The organism is Mycobacterium sp. 1465703.0, assembly GCF_001672975.1.
Classification (GTDB): domain Bacteria; phylum Actinomycetota; class Actinomycetes; order Mycobacteriales; family Mycobacteriaceae; genus Mycobacterium.
Genome location: NZ_LZKU01000265.1, coordinates 25,671 through 43,856 on the forward strand (window position 1 = coordinate 25,671; position 18,186 = coordinate 43,856).

The following is an 18,186-nucleotide window of genomic DNA, read 5'->3' on the forward strand; positions in this document are numbered from 1 at the left end:
CGGCCCCGGCCAGCAATGTGAAGCTCGCCGACCTGCGGCGATGCGCCGTCCGCGGTCAGCTGAAAGGCGGTCGGCGATCGAGCAGCCGCGACAGCCGGCCGCCACCGCGCCAGGCGCGCGCCACCCAGTCCGCATCGTCGTCGGTGACCAGGTTGGCCATCACCCGCACGGCAATGGTCATCAGCGACGCCGAGCGCATCGCGATCGGTCCGGTCGAGGGCAGGAACCGCTGGAAGGTCAGCAGCAATGCCAGCCTGCGCGCCACCGAGAACCCGCGCCCGTAGTGCTGCTGCAGCAGCGACGGCCACACCCGCGACAGGTCGGGGCAATCCAGCAGCGCCGCGGCCAGCCGCCCGGTCTCCAGCCCGTAGTCGATGCCTTCGCCGTTGAGCGGGTTCACACAGGCCGCGGCGTCGCCGATCAGCATCCAATTGGCGCCCGCCACCCCCGACACCGCGCCGCCCATCGGCAGCAGCGCCGAGGCCACCGCGCGCGGGTGGCCGGTAAAGCCCCACTCGTCGCGGCGCAGATCGGTGTAGTAGTCGATCAGCGGCCGCAGCGCCAGATCGGCGGGCCGTTTCGACGTCGACAATGCTCCGACGCCGATGTTCACCTCGCCGTTGCCCAGCGGGAAAATCCAACCGTAGCCGGGCAGCACTTTGTCTGTGGAGCCGTCGGGTCCGCGTAGTTCCAGGTGCGAGGTCAACCAGGGGTCATCGGCGCGCGCGGTGGTCAGATACCCGCGGGCCGCTACGCCGTACACCGTTTCCTGGTGCCAGCGCCGGCCTAACTTTCGCCCCAAAGACGAACGGGCCCCGTCGGCCACGATCAGCTGACGGCAGCCGACCTCGGTGCCGTCGGCCAACATCACCGAAGTCACCCTGCCTGATGAATCATGTTGCACGGCAACGACTTTGGTACCGAGTAGCATCCGCGCCCCGGAATCTTCGGCGACTTTGCGGATCCGGTCATCCAGCTCGAAGCGGGCCACCGCGCTACCGGTCGACGGGAATGACGGGCCGGGCCAATCGACTTCCACCTCGCCGCCGAATCCGCTCATCCGCAATCCCCGGTGCCGGATGCGGGTGTCCAGCCAGTCGCCCAGCCCCAACCGTTCCAGCTCGGCGACCGCGCGCGGGGTCAGCCCGTCACCGCATGCTTTGTCGCGGGGAAAGCTCGCCGAATCGATGACCAGTACCTCGTTGCCGGCGCGGGCGGCCCAGGCTGCCGCCGCCGAGCCGGCGGGTCCGGCACCCACGACCACCACTTGAGCCTTGAGGGCTCGGGTCGCTCCCGTCTTCATGCACACCAGTATGTTTGGTCCCGTGAGTACTCCGGCGACTGTGGTGGCGGGCGTTGACTTCGGTGACCCCGGTTTCGCGGCGACGGTACGGGACGGTGTCGGACGGATCGAGCAGCTCATGGACACCGAGCTGCGCAGCGCCGACGACATCATGACCGAGTCGCTGACGCACCTGTTCAAGGCCGGCGGCAAGCGATTCCGGCCGCTGTTCACCGTGCTGTCGGCGCAGATCGGACCCGACCCCGACCACACGGACGTCACCATCGCCGGCGCCGTCATCGAGCTGGTGCACCTGGCCACGCTCTACCACGACGACGTCATGGATGAGGCGGAGGTTCGTCGCGGCACCCCCACCGCCAACGTGCGCTGGGGCAACAACGTCGCGATCCTGGCCGGCGATTATCTGTTTGCCACGGCCTCCCGGTTGGTTTCCCGGCTGGGGCCCGAGGCGGTGCGGCTGATCGCCGAGACGTTCGCCCAGTTGGTGACGGGGCAGATGCGCGAGACTCGCGGCCTGCAGCAAGAGGCGCAGGGAGCCGACCCGATCAAGCACTACCTGAAAGTGGTGTACGAGAAGACCGCGTGCCTGATCGCGGCGGCGGGCCGGTTCGGTGCGATGTTCTCGGGTGCCGACCCCGATCAGGTGGAGCGGCTGAGTCGCCTCGGCGGCATCGTGGGGACCGCGTTCCAGATCTCGGACGACATCATCGACATCGACAGTGACTCCCACGAGTCCGGCAAGCTGCCCGGCACCGACGTGCGCGAAGGCGTGCACACCTTGCCGATGGTCTATGCGCTGCGCGAACCCGGACCCGAAGCGGCGCGACTGCGCGAGCTGCTGGTCGGGCCGATCGACGATGACGAGGCGGTGGCCGAGGCGCTGGCGTTGCTGCGGGCGTCGCCGGGTATGGCCAAGGCCAAGCGCTCGCTACAGGAGTACGCCCAGCAGGCACGTCAAGAGCTGGCTTTATTGCCCGACGTCCCCGGCCGGCATGCCTTGCAAACGCTGGTCGACTACACCATCAGCCGGCACGGCTGAGGCCGCCTGCGGCGTCCCTGCGGAACCAATGGGGCCATCTCGGGCGTTCAATGAGCGGTAGTCGCATTAGCGGGGCCCGAGCTTGCAAGGAGGACACTGATGACTTGGCATCCGCATCACAACACGTTCAAGACGTTCGCGTTGTTGGTCGGCATGTCGGCGTTGATCGTGTTCGTCGGTTCGTTGTTCGGCAGAACCGCGATGTTCCTCGCGGTGCTCTTCGCCATCGGCATGAACGTCTACACCTACTACAACAGCGACAAGCTGGCGTTGCGGGCGATGCGCGCGCAGCCGGTATCCGAGTTGCAGGCCCCGGCGATGTATCGCATCGTGCGTGAGCTGGCCACCGCCGCGCACCAGCCGATGCCGCGGCTGTACATCAGTGACACCAACGCGCCCAACGCATTCGCGACCGGGCGCAACCCCCGCAACGCCGCGGTCTGCTGTACCACCGGCATTCTGGACATCCTCACCGAGCGTGAGCTGCGCGCCGTGCTGGGACACGAGCTTTCGCACGTCTACAACCGCGACATCCTGATCTCGTGCATCGCCGGTGCGCTGGCGTCGGTGATCACCGCGCTGGCCAACATGGCGATGTTCGCCGGCATGTTCGGCGGTAACAACCGCGATGGTGAGAATCCCTTTGCGCTGCTGCTGGTTTCGTTGCTGGGACCGATCGCCGCGACCGTGGTGCGGTTGGCGGTATCGCGGTCACGCGAATATCAGGCAGACGAATCCGGCGCGGTGCTGACCGGTGACCCGCTGGCGTTGGCGTCGGCCCTGCGCAAGATCTCCGGCGGGGTTCAGGCGGCCCCGCTGCCGCCGGAGCCCCAGCTGGCCAGCCAGGCGCACCTGATGATCGCCAACCCGTTCCGCGCGGGTGAGCGGATCGGGTCGCTGTTCTCGACGCACCCGCCGATCGAGGACCGTATCCGCCGGCTGGAGTCGATGGCCGGGCGGTAGGCGGAGATCGCAAGTAGCATCGGATTTGGATGTGATTGCGATGCCGGACTCTGACTCGATGGATATTCACGAAGCCGGGCTGGCACTGGATTTGCCCGATTTGATCTTCGAAACACGGGCCGGTGCCGGAATGAACCAGGGTCAACTGGCCGAGGCGCTGGGTACCACCCGGGAAGCCGTTGCCGCGTGGGAGAGCGGTGCCGAAATGCCGCGCGTCGACGTGCTGCAACGCCTGGCGCAGGTCTGCGGCAAGCGACTGCATATCAGCATCGACGTCGACTGACCGACCGGGCAGGTGGATAGCCCTGTTTCCGTGAGGATGTGTCAGTTACAAATCCGCTAGCACATGCGCTAGCGGATTCGATGCAACCCACATGATCCACAGAGCCGCGCGGACGTCCCCAGGCTGGCCATCGCAATTATGCTGCGGCGCCAGGCCTTTCGGCTTCGACCAGCGGCTCGTGCGGGTCGCGGTGCCCGGTCTTGACCACGCCCTGGATGTGAACCGTCCCGCCCGTCGCCTCATGCTGTTGCTGCCAGTCGGTAATCGTCTGGTGGGCCGCGTGATCGAGGTAATGGACCGCTATGGCCAGTGTCACCGTCGCGCCCTGCGGAACCGCTGCCAGCACCCGCGTCAGCCTCGGCAGTGCCAGGAAAGTGCAAGCCGCGCCCTCGATGCTGATCCGCCATTCGTCGTCCACCGGCTCGGCTTCGATCTTGACTCGGATCACTCGCCATCCGGTCAACGCGATGGCCAGCGCGAGCCCGATCATCACCCCGTGCAGCAGGTTGAGGAAGATCACGCAGACGGCCGTCACCACATACACCGCGAGATCGCCACTCTTCATGGCGGTTTCGATGTGGGCCGGCTTCAGCAGCTGCATCCCGATGACGATGAGTAGGCCGGCAAGGGCGGCGGTGGGAATCTCTTCGACCAACCCGGCGAACGGGATGGTGAACAGCAAAACCCAGAAGCCGTGCATTATCGACGAGGCACGAGATTTGGCGCCCGCGATGACATTTGTCGAGCTGCGGACGATGACGCCGGTCACCGGCAGCCCGCCGATGCCGCCCGACACGATGTTGGCGGCTCCCTGACCCACCAGCTCGCGGTTGAAGTCGGTACGTGGTCCGTTGTGCATCCGGTCAACCGACACCGCCGACAGCAGGCTTTCCACGCTGGCGATGAGCGCCACGGTGATCACCCCGATGGCGAACGCGCCCCAGTTGCCGTGGGGAAGTTCGGGCAACTGCAGCGCGTCCAGCGGTGACCCCTCAAGGTTGATCCGGCGCACGTGGAACGGAAAGACCACCGAAATCACCGTCACCGCGACGATGGCGACCAGGGGACCGGGAATGCGGCGCACCTTGGCCGGAACCCATCGCCAGCCGACCAGAATGACGATCACCAGCACCCCCAGGATCACCCCGGGCCGGTGCGCACCGATGATCTGGCCCGGTAGCCCGATCAGGTTGTGCCAGGCGGTGCTCTTCGATTTCCCGCCGAGCAGCACATGGGTCTGTTGCAGGGCGATGGTGAGGCCGATGCCGGCCAGCATCGCGTGCACGACGACCGGTGAGATCGCCAGGGCGGCACGCGCAACACGGCTGAGTCCCAACAAAACCTGCACGACCCCGGCCGCAACGGTGATCAAGCACGTTATGCCCCAACCGAATTCGGAAACGAGGTCGGCGACAACCACCGTCAGCCCGGCCGCCGGGCCACTGACCTGCAGTGGAGAGCCACCCAGCGAGCCGACGATGATGCCGCCGACGACCGCGGCAATTAACCCGGCAAGCACCGGGGCGTTAGAAGCGATCGCGATCCCCAACGACAGGGGCAGCGCGACCAGGAAGACCACCAGCGATGATGGCAAGTCGTGCCGGATGACGGCGCGCAACCGATCGATACGCGCTTCGGTCCGGCGTTGCACACCGGCCTGACCATCCGACTGTTCAACGTTGTGCATCGGTCGCGTCCCTCGTTAGGTGTTAGCGGGGGATGTGCGATACCCGCCCCAAGTCCCGTTTGGTTACCTCTTCGTAACCTATTGGCGTACAGGCGGTTACGGCCGGGCGACTCGCATCATCGCGCCCGGAAACCCTGGCTGCCTGGAACGACGGTATTTTGCTGGCGAAGCGCCGGTCAAGCCGACGGGCCTTGCCCATAGAGAATGCAAAGATTTGAATTCGCTAGCGGTGAAACGCCCAGGTCAGAAGCCGGAGCCGTGCACCTCATGGCCGGGGACCTCGGCGATCAGGCCTCGGTAGGCCTGCTCCACGGACGAGCCGTGGTTGATCACAGCGTCGACTTCACGGGCGATCGGCATAGTGAGGCCGAATTCGTTGGCAAACTCCATGATCACGCTGGCGGCCTTGACGCCCTCGGCGACCTGGTTCATCGAGGCGATGATCTCGTCGATCGGCTTGCCCGCCCCCAGTTGTTCACCGACGTGCCGGTTACGGCTGCGCTGGCTGGTGCAGGTGACGATGAGGTCACCCAGGCCGGCCAGGCCGGGGAAGGTGTCGGGGTTGCCGCCCATGGCGACGCCGAGCTTGGTCATCTCGCGCAGCGCGCGGGCGATCACCAGCGCCCGGGTGTTTTCCCCGATGCCCAGTGAGTAGCCCATGCCGACCGAGATGGCGTAGACGTTCTTCAGCGCCCCGGCCATCTCCACCCCGATGACGTCGTCGCTGGTGTACACGCGGAAGCGCCGGGTGCGGAACAGGCCCGATAGCCGGGTGGCCAGATGCTGATCGGGCATCGCCAGCACCGCCGCGGCGGCGTAGCCCTCGCCGACCTCGCGGGCGATGTTCGGTCCGGCCAGGATGCCCGCCGGGTGGCCGGGCAGGGTCTCCTCGATGATCTGCGACATCCGCATGTTGGTGCCCTGTTCGAGTCCCTTGACCAGCGACACCACCGGTACCCACGGTCGTAGCTCCTTGGCCAGCTCACTCAGCACGCCTCGAAAGCCGTGCGAGGGAACGCCCATCACGACGACGTCGGCCGAGTTCGCCGCCTCGGCGAAGTCGGTAGTGGCGCGCAGGGTGTCGCTCAGCACGACGTCGTTGCCCAGGTACCGACTATTGCGGTGGTGCTCATTGATGTCGGAGGCGGTTTCCGCGGAGCGCACCCATTGCAGCGTCGGCCCGCGGCGCGCACAGATTGATGCCACGGTGGTGCCCCAGGAACCGCCACCGAGGACAACGACTTTGGGTTCGCGCTTCTCAGATGCCATGGCGATCAGCGTATTGCCGACACCTGGGATTTAGTAGCAGTTCACGAACACCCGTCCGGGCCGATCCGGCTACCCCGCCAATGCTGCCCGATCCTCGACCCGGCCGAACACCATCGCCTCTTCGATCCGGTCGAAGCGGTAGTCGATGGCGTCGGCGAGATAGTTCTGCCGCACGTTCCACGGCCGCTTGGTGCCCGACTTCGGCAGCGCATGCAGCGACCGCAGCACGTAGCCGGCATTGATGTCCCAGGACGGCTTCTCGGTCATCGGCTCGTTGCCGCGATGCGGCGCGGCGTGGGTATAGCCGTGAGAAGCCATGTGCTCCATCAGTTTCGCCGTGGCCCGCGCGGTGATGTCGGCCCGCAGCGTCCACGACGCGTTGGTGTAGCCCACACACCAGAACAGGTTCGGCACGTCTTCGAGCATGTGCGCCTTGTAGACGAAACGGTCGCTGGTCTTGATTTCGTTGCCGTCCAGGCTGATCACCGCGCCGCCCAGTGCCTGCAACTGCAGCCCGGTGGCGGTGACGATGATGTCGGCGTCGAGGTGCCCACCGGATTTGAGCGCGATGCCGGTCGCGTCGAATTTGTCGATTTGGTCGGTGACCACCTCGGCGTCTCCCGCGGTGATGGCGTTGTACAGATCGGCGTCCGGAATCAGGCACATCCGCTGGTCCCACGGGTTGTAACGCGGCTTGAAGTGGGTGTCGACGTCATACCCGGCCGGCAAGCTGCTGATCGCCTTGCGCCGCAGCAGCCACCGCACAAACCCCGGTGCCTTGCGGGACAACGCAAAGAACACCGCCTCGGTCAAGGCGCTGTACATGCGGACGACGAGATGAGCCAGCTTGCGGGGCAGCAGCTTTCGGGAGATCGCGGCGACCCTGCCGTACTTGGATGCCGATATGAGATAGGTCGGCGAGCGCTGCAGCATGGTGACTTTGGCGGCGCGGTCCGACAACGACGGCAGCAGCGTCACCGCGGTCGCCCCGCTGCCGATCACCACGACCTTCTTGCCGGCGTAGTCCAGGTCTTCGGGCCAGTGCTGCGGATGCACCACGGTGCCGGTGAACTCCTCGATGCCGGGGAAGTCGGGCGTGTAGCCCTCGTCGTAGTTGTAGTAGCCACTGCCGAAGAACAGGAAGCGGCCGCAGTACAGCTTGCGAGCCCCGTCCTGCTCGACGGTGACCGTCCAGGTGTCGGTCGAAGAGTCCCAGTCCGCTGAGCGCACGTAGCTGTTGAATCGGATGTGGCGGTCGATGCCGTATTTGCGCGCGGTGGCGACCAGGTACTCGCGGATGTGCACGCCGTCGGCCACGCCCTCTCTGCGGGTCCACGGCTCGAAGGGGAACGACAGCGTGAAGATGCTGCTGTCCGAGCGCACGCCGGGATAGCGGAAAAGGTCCCATGTCCCGCCGATCTGGGCGCGCCGCTCCAGCACGGTGTACGTCAGCTGTGGATTGCGCTCGGTGATCCGATAGGCCGCGTCGATGCCGGAGATGCCGGCTCCGACGATGATCACGTCGGAGTATTCGGCCTCGGTCGCACCGTTATCGGCGGCCTCCTTGGGAGTCACGGACATCGTCAACCTCGCTCACATTGTGGGACTCGTCAACAGCCTAGAGACCCACCGGTTGGTTGGGCCAGAAACCGGCGAATCCTCGCCGCAGGGTCAGCGGTAGTTGACGAACTGCAGCGCGACGTCGAGGTCGGCCTGCTTGAGCATCGCGATCACGGCCTGCAGATCGTCACGCTTTTTGCTGGTGACCCGGATTTCGTCGCCCTGGATCTGGGTCTTGACGGTTTTGGGCCCGTCGTCGCGGATCAGCTTGGTGATCTTCTTGGCGTTCTCGCTGCTGATGCCCTGCTTGAGGGTGCCGTTGATCTTGTAGGTCTTGCCGGATGCCTGGGGTTCGCCGGCGTCGAAGGCCTTCATCGAGATGTCGCGGCGAATCAGCTTCTCCTTGAAGACGTCGACGGCCGCCTTGACGCGTTCCTCGGTGGACGACGTCAGCTCAATTGCCTCGTCGCCCTTCCAGGCGATTGTGGTGTCGGTACCGCGGAAGTCGAAGCGGGTGGCCAGCTCCTTCGCGGCCTGGTTGAGCGCGTTGTCGACCTCTTGGCGATCCACTTTGCTGACGATGTCGAACGATGAGTCCGCCATGCAATCCGTTCCTTCCTCCTGTGACAGCCGTTTGTGCTTTGTCTACTCGCTCGTTGTAACCTGTCTGGCGGCAGGTTGCCCGAGCGGCCAATGGGAGCGGACTGTAAATCCGTCGCGAAAGCTTCACAGGTTCGAATCCTGTACCTGCCACCACAGGTCAGCGGCTGTTTCCCCGGAAGCTACGGGTCTGAGCCGCCGGCCGCGGCGCAACCGGCTCACTGCTCCGGTGCAGGCGGCGGTGGTTCCCCACAATCGGTGAGTCGCGGCGGGGAAAACGTCACTGACCCCACACCGCCGAGGGTCATACCGTTGTCCGCGAGTGTCATCGTGGTCGTGTACGGGCAGGTCTGGATTCCGGTCAGCCCGGTCAAGAACTGGACCTCGTACGCATACAGGAACGAACGCACGAGCTGATCTGCATTCCACGGCACATCCAGGGCGAAACCGAGGGATGACGCGGACCGCGCCCCGAGAACCCGCGGCCCTGCCTCGCCTATCCCGGGTGTCAGCCGGAACGGCGTTCCGTCCGTCTTGGTACCGGACACACTGTCGCTGCGGATGCGGTAACCGGTGGCGCCCGAAGGTACCAGTGGGCCTTTGGAGATCTTTGTGCTGAACAAAATGGAGTAGTTCGAACCGCCTGCGATGGCAGTGGTGCTGAAACTGGTCGAGCTGAATTGCTGAGGTAGCTGCACCGCGCAGTTACCGACCATGCCCGATGGATCGCCGCACTCCGAAGGCTCCGCCAGCGCGGCGGGTGCCACGAAGGCGGCGCCGAGGACGGACCCCGACAACGCGACACCCCGGATGAATGCACGGCGCGACAAAGCGTCCTTGATGGCATCGGTCAATGCGACCGCTCCCTTGACACAGCCTCAACCTACGCCGCATGGATGCGTGACTGAACCCTGCTTCATCGGCGCGCTGCCTTCCCTGACATACGATTGGCCTTCCGCTGAATTGATTGCCGGTTCTGCGGCGGTAACCTTTTTCCAGCGCGGAAGGGGTGGCGATGCTTGCCGGTCTGGGGAGTAGCTGACGATTCCATGCAACTTCGCTACCTCAGCATCCCGGCGCTGATCGCCGCGGCCGGTGGTGACCCGTGGGCGATCAATCAAAGCCTGCAGGCGGGCAGCCCGCTGCAGATCTCCAACCTCGCGGAGTCCTTCCACAAAGCGGGGCGATGCACGACGGAGACCAACGACGCGTTCCAGCAGGCCCGCACCCGCTTCGAGGCCGCTTGGAACCACCAGGACGGCGGTCATCCGATCAACGACTCCGAGGAAGTGCAGCGGGTGACCAAATCCCTTGGGGCGCAATCCTTGCAACTGCCCAAGATCGGTTCGGATCTGGAAGGCATCGCCGCGGCGCTGGCCGAGGCGCAGAAGACCGCCGCCGGACAGATCGCGTCGCTGGAAGCTGCGCTGCAGGAACTCGACGATCTGATCGGTGAAGCCGACGAGATGGAAGACGACGACGGCCTCTCCGCGGCCGACATCGATGCGCTCGAAGCGTTCATCGCCAAGTGTGAAGACGATGCCATTCGCGACACGAAAGCCGCACTGGCCCAGCTAGAAGCGACGCGCGACGGTTACTCGAACACGTTGCAGAACGCGTTGGGAAGCCTGCATGCCGACGGATATGACATCGCAGGCATCCGAGCGGTGGAGGGGCCACTATCGCAACTGCCTGCGCTGCCGGACGATCCGAAGCAGTTTGCGCAGGTGTGGAATACGCTCACCCCCGAGCAGAAAGATGCTGAGTACCACCACAATCCCTACATCGGCAACCATAACGGGATGCCCGCGGTGGACCGGGATCACTACAACCGGCTCACCCTCGCCGACGAGTTGAAGAACGCGCAGACCGCCGCCGCGCAAGCCGACGCGCTGAAGGCCCAGCATCCAGATTGGGCGCAGGGCAAGAACATTCCGCACCCCAACGAACCTGGCGCAATCTTCGACGACCGCCTCGCCTATGAGGCGTGGCAGCGCCAATACGACGCCGCCCGAAACGGGGCCAAGTACCTGCCCGACCTTCAAGCCGTCGACAAGACCGTGCGGGCCAGCCCGGATCGCAAACTCATGCTGCTGGACACCAAAACCGGCAAGCAGGCCCGCGCCGCTGTCGCGGTCGGGGACCCCGACACCGCCACCCATGTGTCGGTCACCGCTCCCGGCCTCAACACCACGGTGCACGGCGCCATCGAGAGCATGGCCAACGAGGGCACTCACGTCAGGGACGAGGCCCTGCGGCAGTTGCAAAGCACGCCCGGCCATGCCCATGACACCGTGTCGGCGATCGCCTGGATCGGTTATGACCCGCCCCAGGTGCCGGGTTTCGACGACCCCGGCAAATCGCTGACCGGTGGATGGGGCGTCAGCCACGACGACATCGCCAGGGCAGGTGCGCATGACCTGGCCGGCTTTTACGACGGGATCCAAGCCGCACACCATGGCGGCCCGGCCGATCTGACGGCGATCGGGCATTCCTATGGCTCGCTGACCACCGGACTGGCGCTGCAGGAGCCCGGCGACCACGGGGTGTCCCGGGCGCTGTTCTACGGATCCCCGGGAATCGAAGCGTCCACGCCGCAACAACTTCACCTGCAACCGGGCAACGTGTTCACCATGGAAACGCCCGACGACCCGATCCAGTGGACCTACGACGGCCCCGCCATCGCCCACTCGGTGGCCCCATTTCTGCCACCGCCGTTGAACATGGTCTCCGAAAGCGTGTTGGGCGCCGCCGACGCCAGCGGTGCCGGCCACTTCGGCCCGAATCCGGCCACCAACCCCAACTTCACCCACCTCGCCACCGCTCCCGCCACGGTGCCCGATGGCCACGGTGGCACCCTCAATCTCGAAGGCGCACATGGCCACAGCGACTACCCCCGCTTTCCCGACGACGGCGGGACCAGGACGACCAACTACAACATCGCTGCCGTCCTCGCCGGACTAGGAGACAAGGCGGTTCCCACCAAGTGAGCAATGACCAGACGACAAGCAGCCGGAGTCGGCGGCGTCACGGGATGCTGTGCACCGCCGTGGCCGCAATCGCACTAGCCGCAACAGGATGTCACGTGAATCAGCCCCATGAGCCCATCCCGTCCACCGACCCCGCCAAGGCCGCCGAAGTGCTGAAATCTCTGCCCTCATTCGAGGACACCCAAGCTCAGGTGCAGGCCGCGATCGATGAAATCAAAGCGGCCGCAAGCCAACTCATCCCGTCGATCGCTTGGGAGACACCCAGCGAGGGCTCCGGCGGAACCTGCCTGCGGCCCTATGAGCAAACGGATGGGAAAGACTACTTCCTGCCGCATCAGGTAGCAGAGAATGTCGATGTGTCAGAACAGGATTGGGCCAAACTGCAGGAGGCGACCAAGGCCTCGGCCGCCAAGGTCGACGCCACCCAGATGCAGACGATGAAAGACCAGCCCCGAAACCACGACGTGGGCTTCTACGGCCCCACCGGGCTGTTCATCAAACTCTCCTACCAGGGCAACCTGGTTATTTCGGGCTACACCGGCTGCCGCTTGCCGCAAGATAAAAAATGATCGCCCGCGCTCACTCGGGGTGATCGCGCCCGCCCGGCCGGCCGCCGCCCGCTCCCGCGGATGCCAGCATGGCTTCATCGCGGCCGCCGGCGACAGTTAAGTGCTCGTCCGGGACCTCGCTGTTGTCGATCGCCTGAGTGCGGCCGAGCGCGATGGTGGCCGCGACCATCGCCAGCACCGCGACGAGAAGGACCAGTGCCGCCGCGCCGCCGACCGCCAGGTGCTCACCGAGCACGACGACCCCCAGCAAGACTGCAACGATCGGTTCGCCCACCAGCATGATCGGGACCGACGCCTGCAGCGCGCCGGCATGAAAGGCGGAGTTCTGCACCACGGTCACCGTCACTGCCAGCGCCACCAGCACATACGGAGCGGGGACGGCCATCAGTGCATGCCATCCGCCGATCGAGTAGCGGTGGGTGCAAACCTTCGTGACAACCGCGATCATGCCGAGCAGGACCGCCACCGCGACCCCGAGCAGCATCGCCCGGGTCCGGCCGGCGGCGCGATGGGCAGCGATGACACAGGCGATTACTGAAGGCACGGTGATCGCCAGGGCCAGCGTCCACGCGGGAATCGGCGGACGGTTATGCCCCTCGTGTGGCTGGCCCACCAGCAGGAAGACCGCCAATGCGGCCGTCAGCAGCATCGCCCAGGCCCATTGGACCCGACTGATGCGCTGACGGCACAGCGCCGCGCTCAGCGGCAACGCGAACAGCAGCGAGGACACCAACAACGGCTGCACGAGTAGCAGCGATCCGTGCGCCAGCGCCATCGCCTGAAACACGTAACCGGCGATCGCGGCAAAGGTTCCCGCCCACCACAGCGGCTGCCGCACCAGTGTCGTCGCCATCGCCGCCGACATGGCCTCATCACCCGGAACGCCCTGAGTTGCTCGTTGCCGAACGACGATTCCCACGGCAGCCCAGAACGCGGAGAGCAAAGCCGAGAAGACCGCAACCGCATGTGCCGTCACCCACCCCATACCCGGATGGGTACCCGTGACGTCGCCGCGTTTAACTCGCTCTGTCGGAGCCGGTTCGTCCGCGGTGCGCAGCCAGGTTCGGGAGTTCGACCCGGCCCCCTTACCCTGGGTGAGCCGGCGAGAAGTTCGTCTTGATCGGCCGATCGAAAGGAAACATGCTGCGTAACAGGGTAATCACCATAGTGGCTGTCGTCGCGGCCATCGCGTCAGCGGCGCTGACACTTTTGTCATGGATCGACTTGAGCCGCTTCGGATTTCCCATCCGGTGGAATGGCCTGGGCATGTACGTCGGCGAGTACGGCGAGCAATACGGCGCCTTGCTCAACGGCATGGTGAGTGGCGCGCCTGGCTGGATCGTGCTGATCGCCTCGATCGCGGCCGGCGCCGCGTTGCTGGCCGCATCTCGAGTGCGACGGCTCGGAATCGTCGCGTGCGGTTGTGCGGTCACCGCCTTCGTCACCGCCGTCGTGTGTCTGGTGTACCCGGCGATACTCATTGGCGGTACCAAGCACGAGTTGGGAGCGTCCGGCCTGGCGGACCGGGACTTCGTCAACTCCGGCGCGCTGACCGCCGAAGTCGCGGCCACCGGCGTGCTGGTGCTCTGCACGGCCTTCCTCGCTGCCCGAGTGAAAAGCGGCACGCCCGAAGCCGATTGAGCGAGCGCGCTAGGCGGGGTGCAGGCTGACCGGGATGCCGGAGTAGCGCACCATGCCGGTCACCACGTCGATGTCATCCTTATTGGTCAGTCGGTTGACGTTGGCGTCGTGGTGGCCGTGCGGAATCGACACCGCTCCGCGCCGGATGGAATCGACGACCTTCGCGATGCCGGTCAGTTCTCCGTTGCTGCTGCGGACAGTCACCTTCTGGCCGTCGATGACTCCGGCGGCGGCACCGTCATCGGGATGGATGAGAATTTCGGCGGCCTCGCCGAGGAAGTCAAGCTGCCCGTTGAGCTTTCGGCGCTGCCGGCGCGGCACCATCACCAGGGGCGCTGGTGGTTTCAAACCCGCCAGCTGGTCGACCAGCAGCGGTGGCGCCAACCTCCAGCCGCCCATCCGCCCGATGTGCTCGTCGACCCATCGCGCCGGGAGCTCGCGCGGCGCTTCGGCCCACCCCACAGCCGCCACTTCGTCGAAACCCGTTCGGGCGCCGGCCAACAGGACCGAGAGCACGTCGTCGTCGGTGCTGCTATCGGGATCCCCGAGATTGCCGAGGTCGTAACCGAGCCGACGGCCGAGTTCGGCGAACACCCACCACATCGAGCGGCGCTCGCCGACCGGGGCCACGACGGCCGGGCTGTACTGCACTGACACCTGCGAACTCAGGATGTCGTGGATGGTGATGTCGGGCCGCTCCAACGGATCCTTGGTGGGCAGCACGTGGGTGGCCAGTTCCGTGGTCTCGTTGTTGATGATCTCGGTGGTGGCGAAGACCTCGAGATTCTGCAGGGCCGGAATCAACTTGCCGGTCTCGGGAAATGAGGTGACCAGGCTGCCGCCCACGTTGATCAACGCGCGGATGTGGCCGGCGGCGATTTCGTCAGGCAGCACCGCGCAGGGCCATTCGTTGATGAAGGCTTGCGCCTCGGGGCGGCTGCGCGGTCCGGGGCCGAAGGATCCCTCGATCGGCGTGACGGGCAGGAACTCACCGAAGGTTTCGAGCTGATAAGCGAATCCGGGGTGGAACCAGGTGCCACCGGGCCTGTTCATCGCCCCGGTGAGGATCATCAGCACCCATGCCAGCCACTGTGTGACATTGGCACGTTCGGCCGTCATCGTGACGCCGGTGCCGGTTTCGACCGCGACGCACTTCGCGGCGCGCACCGCTTCGCACAGCCGTGCCAGGTCCGCTTCGGCGACGTCGGCCAGACGTGCGGTGTGCTCGAGCGTGAACGGCTCCACCGCGGCCGCCAGCGCGTCGATGCCCTGCACCGGTACATCGGTTTTCATTCCGTCGCATAAGATTTCACGAACCAGATAGGCCAGCACCGCGTGGTCGGTGCTCGGCCGCGGCGCCAGATGGGCGGTGGCCAGCCGGGCGGTCTCGGTGCGGCGCGGGTCGATCACCCACACCTGCCCACGTCGCGCGATTTCGCGCACCGTGCCGGTCGGGTTGGGCATCGAGATCGCATGGCCATGCGACACAACGGGATTGACGCCGACGAGCAGAAGGAAGTCGGCGTTGTCCAGGTCGGTTCGGCCGGACAGGCCCATGAATCCGCCGACCAGATCCGAGACCAGGGGTTTGGCGGTGCCGTCGATGGTCAGCGGGCTGAATTTCGCCGGTGTGCCGATCGCGGCGTGCAGGGCCTCGGCCATCCGGAAGCCGGCGCTTTCCATGGTGGAGAAATAGAACGCGACGGATTCGGGTCCGTGCCGGTCGATGATGCCTTTCAACCGGGTGCCCAGGTCCGCCAGGCAGTCGTCCCAGCTAACGTCCTGCAGCCGACCGTCCACCCGCATCCGCGGATGTTCGAGCCGATCCGGATGATGGTGCAACTGCGGCAGCGCACGACCCTTCGGGCAGGTATAGCCGTGCGAGAACGGGTGGTCCTGATCGCCGCGGACACGGATCACCTGGTCGCCGTCGACGTCGACCAGGATGCCGCAGACAGAGGTGCAGACGCGGCAGAAACTACGCACCGTTTGCATATGGGTAACGTACTCTCGCTTTTCGAGAAGGCCTATCGCTTTTTCGAGAATGGCAGCCCATTTTTGAGAATGGCGCTCTCCGGAGGTTGCCCTGGTCAGGCGAGCGTCAGAACCAGGGTCCCGGGTAGTGGCCGTCCTGGTCTTGCACCATGACGATTTCCTTGCATTCGCCGTTGGCGCCCGGCGCGGTCTCGCCGCGGCACACCAGCGTCCATCCAGAGATCCGTTCGAACGGGCGTAACGCCCAGTTGGGGGAGACGGGATCGGTTGCAGGCAAGGCGATCACCGAAAAGTTCCCACCGGTGCCGGTGATGTAGAGGTGGTCTTGGAAAAACGCCGACTTGGAAATCGACATCTTCTGGGCGTCGTCTCGGCTTTTCTGGAAGTCCCACTGCTGGCTGCGCAAGTTCCACACGCCCAAGCCGAATTGCGAGGTATCTGAGCTGTGACCGTCGACGAACAGTTTTCCATCCGACAGCACCGCGGTCAGCCCGCCGCCGGAGATCCGGTCGGAGTCGCCGATCTTGATGATGGACTTGGCGTTGAGGTCATAAAACATGGTCGACAGCACCGGCGGGTTGTACGAATCCCAGTGCGTGATTTTCACCAGTTTGTTTGGGCCGTCGGTTAATTCGGCATCAACGGACTGGACGTCGTTGTCCTGGTAGATGGCTTCGCCGCTCGGCCGGCGCAACTCCGCGCCGGACGTCTTGGCGGGTTCGGTGTTGCGTTGGAACGCCAGCACGTCTTGCCAGACCCGGCCGGGCTGCGGATCGTTCCACATCATCGAAAGGTCGCCGCCGGAGAGGACGATCGTTCGAGGCGGCGACGGCGCGCCGTGGCCGTCGGTGAAGGCGTTCACCCAGGCCACGCCCGAGGCGGTCGAGGCTAGCCCCCATTCCTTCGGTGGGGTCAGCTTCAGTTCGGGGGCAGGCGGCTGCAATTCTTTGCTGGCCACCTGCTGGCCAGACGCGGAGTCGAACAGATAGGCGGTGGTCTTGGTGACTTCGGGGGCCGGGGCCTGAGCCGGCTTGACGGTCGTGGCGACGTACACGACCTTCATGTCTCCGGCGGTGCCGGTCAGCGCGCACATGCCCCCCGTCAGGTGCTCCCCGGCGGGAACCGCGGGAATGGCAGGCGCCACATATTGGCCCGATTTAGGGTCGAAGATCTTCGGCCGGATGTCCTCGAGCGCCGATTTGCTGGCCGAAAACTTCTCCGGACAACCGAAATACGCTGTACCGCCGTAACTTTTCCAGTCCTTTTCCAGCGGTCCGGTGATGGGTGCGGGCGGGGCGGCCGCGCGGGTGCTGGTTTTCGACGCCGACGTTGAGGTGGTTGCGGTGAGCGGGGGCGGCGACGCGGTTTCCGAACAGGACGCCAGGGCCAGGCAGGCGACCGACGCGACTGCGGCACGCCGGTAGCCGACCAGCGCGTGCCGCGCCGCGCACCCCCAGGCTGCACGCATGGAAAACCCCCGTGAAGTTCGTGTAACCATGCAGCGTAAGGCCGCCCCGAGACGACCGCGACTTCTGCGCACAGCGGTATTAGTCACATCGGCGGCGGCGATAGCCGGCCGAGGACTACCGGTCGAACTCGATCGGCAGGCTCTTTGGCCCACTCGCGGCGATGCTCAGTCCGCTGTGCGCAGCCGCACCATCCGTGTCGTCGACGTCTCGTCCAATTCGACGAGATCGGATCGCGAACGCAGGAAATCGCTGAATGACCGGAATCCCAAGGATCTTTCGCTGAACGACGGATCCATCCGCTTCATCTGTGCCTTCACCGCGGAGTTGTGCAGCCAGTCGACATCGTCTTTCTCCAGGCCGATCTGCAACGCACGCGTCAGCAAGGCGGTGGCGGCGCCTTGCGGGTCGGGCTGTTCCTCGGCCTCCTCGGGCTTGGCCGACTTGGTGCCACCGGTCTGCTTCTTCGGCTTGGCCGCCTCCGCATCGGCCGGCGCCGGTGCGGGGACGCCGGGCAGTGCGTCGTAGACGACGAACTCTTCGCAGGCCGCGGCCAGCGCCCGGCTCGACGCACCGGCCACCCCGATGCCCACCACGTACCGGCCCAGCCGCTTACAGCGCTGCGCCAACGGGATGTAGTCCGAGTCGCCGGCCACGATCACCACATGCGTCAGGTCTGGCAGCCGGAACATGTCCTCGACCGCGTCGACGGCCAACCGGATGTCGGCGCCGTTCTTCCCGTAGGCCGCCGCCGGAAACAACTGGACCAGATCGACCGCGCGGGCCACCAACTGCCCGCGATACCCGGCGTTGATCTAACC

Annotated in this window: 15 protein-coding genes, 1 tRNA gene and 1 pseudogene; 7 read left to right on the top strand and 10 right to left on the bottom strand. The window is 65.6% G+C overall.

What is annotated here, in order from left to right; genetic code table 11:
- Window positions 1–55: 55 nt before the first annotated feature.
- Window positions 56–1,303 (bottom strand): menaquinone reductase, encoded by a 1,248-nt coding sequence (gene menJ / locus A5625_RS25055; protein WP_067000643.1) that lies wholly within the window; start codon window positions 1,301–1,303, stop codon window positions 56–58.
- Between the two features lie 22 nt (window positions 1,304–1,325).
- Here menJ and grcC1 point away from each other — a divergent pair, with 22 nt between their 5' ends.
- The 3 genes from grcC1 to A5625_RS25070 all read left to right on the top strand — a co-directional run bounded on the left by grcC1 (window position 1,326) and on the right by A5625_RS25070 (window position 3,588).
- The gene (gene grcC1, locus A5625_RS25060) at window positions 1,326–2,342 is read left to right on the top strand and encodes a nonaprenyl/(2E,6E)-farnesyl/geranylgeranyl diphosphat synthase (protein ID WP_067000692.1); all 1,017 of its coding nucleotides are present in this window, start codon (window positions 1,326–1,328) and stop codon (window positions 2,340–2,342) included.
- Between the two features lie 99 nt (window positions 2,343–2,441).
- Window positions 2,442–3,305, top strand: coding sequence for a zinc metalloprotease HtpX (gene htpX / locus A5625_RS25065; protein WP_067000645.1), 864 nt, complete (start codon window positions 2,442–2,444; stop codon window positions 3,303–3,305).
- A 40-nt stretch (window positions 3,306–3,345) separates the two neighbouring features.
- A complete protein-coding gene (locus A5625_RS25070) occupies window positions 3,346–3,588 on the top strand; it encodes a helix-turn-helix transcriptional regulator (RefSeq protein WP_369830048.1) in 243 nt (80 codons plus the stop codon).
- 136 nt (window positions 3,589–3,724) lie between these two features.
- Here the strand turns inward: A5625_RS25070 and A5625_RS25075 are convergent, their stop codons facing one another.
- The 4 genes from A5625_RS25075 to A5625_RS25090 all read right to left on the bottom strand — a co-directional run bounded on the left by A5625_RS25075 (window position 3,725) and on the right by A5625_RS25090 (window position 8,707).
- Window positions 3,725–5,275, bottom strand: a complete 1,551-nt coding sequence (locus A5625_RS25075) for a SulP family inorganic anion transporter (RefSeq protein ID WP_067000651.1) — start codon at window positions 5,273–5,275, stop codon at window positions 3,725–3,727.
- A 243-nt stretch (window positions 5,276–5,518) separates the two neighbouring features.
- Window positions 5,519–6,544, bottom strand: coding sequence for an NAD(P)H-dependent glycerol-3-phosphate dehydrogenase (locus tag A5625_RS25080; protein ID WP_067000655.1), 1,026 nt, complete (start codon window positions 6,542–6,544; stop codon window positions 5,519–5,521).
- Between the two features lie 69 nt (window positions 6,545–6,613).
- Entirely contained in the window at window positions 6,614–8,125 is a 1,512-nt protein-coding gene (locus A5625_RS25085) for an NAD(P)/FAD-dependent oxidoreductase (RefSeq protein ID WP_067000658.1), read from the bottom strand.
- A 90-nt stretch (window positions 8,126–8,215) separates the two neighbouring features.
- A complete protein-coding gene (locus tag A5625_RS25090) occupies window positions 8,216–8,707 on the bottom strand; it encodes a YajQ family cyclic di-GMP-binding protein (protein WP_067000660.1) in 492 nt (163 codons plus the stop codon).
- A gap of 69 nt (window positions 8,708–8,776) precedes the next feature.
- On the opposite strand from A5625_RS25090, the gene A5625_RS25095 reads away from it, so the two are divergent.
- Window positions 8,777–8,860: transfer RNA gene (locus A5625_RS25095), tRNA-Tyr, on the top strand.
- Between the two features lie 62 nt (window positions 8,861–8,922).
- Here A5625_RS25095 and A5625_RS25100 read toward each other — a convergent pair.
- A complete protein-coding gene (locus A5625_RS25100) occupies window positions 8,923–9,558 on the bottom strand; it encodes a hypothetical protein (RefSeq protein WP_067000663.1) in 636 nt (211 codons plus the stop codon).
- Between the two features lie 195 nt (window positions 9,559–9,753).
- On the opposite strand from A5625_RS25100, the gene A5625_RS25105 reads away from it, so the two are divergent.
- Both A5625_RS25105 and A5625_RS25110 read left to right on the top strand, forming a co-directional pair.
- Complete coding sequence (locus A5625_RS25105) at window positions 9,754–11,694, top strand: alpha/beta hydrolase (protein ID WP_067000666.1); 1,941 nt, start codon at window positions 9,754–9,756, stop codon at window positions 11,692–11,694.
- Window positions 11,695–11,789: 95 nt separating this feature from the next.
- Window positions 11,790–12,263, top strand: a complete 474-nt coding sequence (locus A5625_RS25110; RefSeq protein WP_067000667.1) for an LppA family lipoprotein — start codon at window positions 11,790–11,792, stop codon at window positions 12,261–12,263.
- A gap of 10 nt (window positions 12,264–12,273) precedes the next feature.
- Here A5625_RS25110 and A5625_RS25115 read toward each other — a convergent pair whose 3' ends face one another.
- Window positions 12,274–13,248 (bottom strand): DMT family transporter, encoded by a 975-nt coding sequence (locus A5625_RS25115; protein ID WP_067000671.1) that lies wholly within the window; start codon window positions 13,246–13,248, stop codon window positions 12,274–12,276.
- 155 nt (window positions 13,249–13,403) lie between these two features.
- On the opposite strand from A5625_RS25115, the gene A5625_RS25120 reads away from it, so the two are divergent.
- On the top strand, window positions 13,404–13,904 hold the full coding sequence (locus tag A5625_RS25120) for a hypothetical protein (protein WP_067000674.1): 501 nt from the start codon (window positions 13,404–13,406) through the stop codon (window positions 13,902–13,904).
- 9 nt (window positions 13,905–13,913) lie between these two features.
- On the opposite strand, the gene A5625_RS25125 is transcribed toward A5625_RS25120, so the two are convergent.
- The 3 genes and pseudogenes from A5625_RS25125 to A5625_RS25135 form a co-directional block, all read right to left on the bottom strand.
- Window positions 13,914–15,899 (bottom strand): molybdopterin-dependent oxidoreductase, encoded by a 1,986-nt coding sequence (locus A5625_RS25125; protein WP_067000677.1) that lies wholly within the window; start codon window positions 15,897–15,899, stop codon window positions 13,914–13,916.
- A 106-nt stretch (window positions 15,900–16,005) separates the two neighbouring features.
- Window positions 16,006–17,367, bottom strand: coding sequence for a hypothetical protein (locus A5625_RS25130; protein WP_067000680.1), 1,362 nt, complete (start codon window positions 17,365–17,367; stop codon window positions 16,006–16,008).
- 165 nt (window positions 17,368–17,532) lie between these two features.
- Window positions 17,533–18,180 (bottom strand): annotated as a pseudogene (locus A5625_RS25135) (NYN domain-containing protein); the annotation flags it as partial.
- Window positions 18,181–18,186: the final 6 nt, after the last annotated feature.

Coding starts and splice junctions, on each gene's coding strand:
- menJ (WP_067000643.1), bottom strand. CDS start 1,303: ATGAAGACGGGAGCGACCCGAGCCCTCAAGGCTCAAGTGGTGGTCGTG.
- htpX (WP_067000645.1), top strand. CDS start 2,442: ATGACTTGGCATCCGCATCACAACACGTTCAAGACGTTCGCGTTGTTG.
- A5625_RS25070 (WP_369830048.1), top strand. CDS start 3,346: ATGCCGGACTCTGACTCGATGGATATTCACGAAGCCGGGCTGGCACTG.
- A5625_RS25075 (WP_067000651.1), bottom strand. CDS start 5,275: ATGCACAACGTTGAACAGTCGGATGGTCAGGCCGGTGTGCAACGCCGG.
- A5625_RS25080 (WP_067000655.1), bottom strand. CDS start 6,544: ATGGCATCTGAGAAGCGCGAACCCAAAGTCGTTGTCCTCGGTGGCGGT.
- A5625_RS25085 (WP_067000658.1), bottom strand. CDS start 8,125: ATGTCCGTGACTCCCAAGGAGGCCGCCGATAACGGTGCGACCGAGGCC.
- A5625_RS25090 (WP_067000660.1), bottom strand. CDS start 8,707: ATGGCGGACTCATCGTTCGACATCGTCAGCAAAGTGGATCGCCAAGAG.
- A5625_RS25105 (WP_067000666.1), top strand. CDS start 9,754: ATGCAACTTCGCTACCTCAGCATCCCGGCGCTGATCGCCGCGGCCGGT.
- A5625_RS25115 (WP_067000671.1), bottom strand. CDS start 13,248: ATGGGGTGGGTGACGGCACATGCGGTTGCGGTCTTCTCGGCTTTGCTC.
- A5625_RS25120 (WP_067000674.1), top strand. CDS start 13,404: ATGCTGCGTAACAGGGTAATCACCATAGTGGCTGTCGTCGCGGCCATC.
- A5625_RS25125 (WP_067000677.1), bottom strand. CDS start 15,899: ATGCAAACGGTGCGTAGTTTCTGCCGCGTCTGCACCTCTGTCTGCGGC.
- A5625_RS25130 (WP_067000680.1), bottom strand. CDS start 17,367: ATGCGTGCAGCCTGGGGGTGCGCGGCGCGGCACGCGCTGGTCGGCTAC.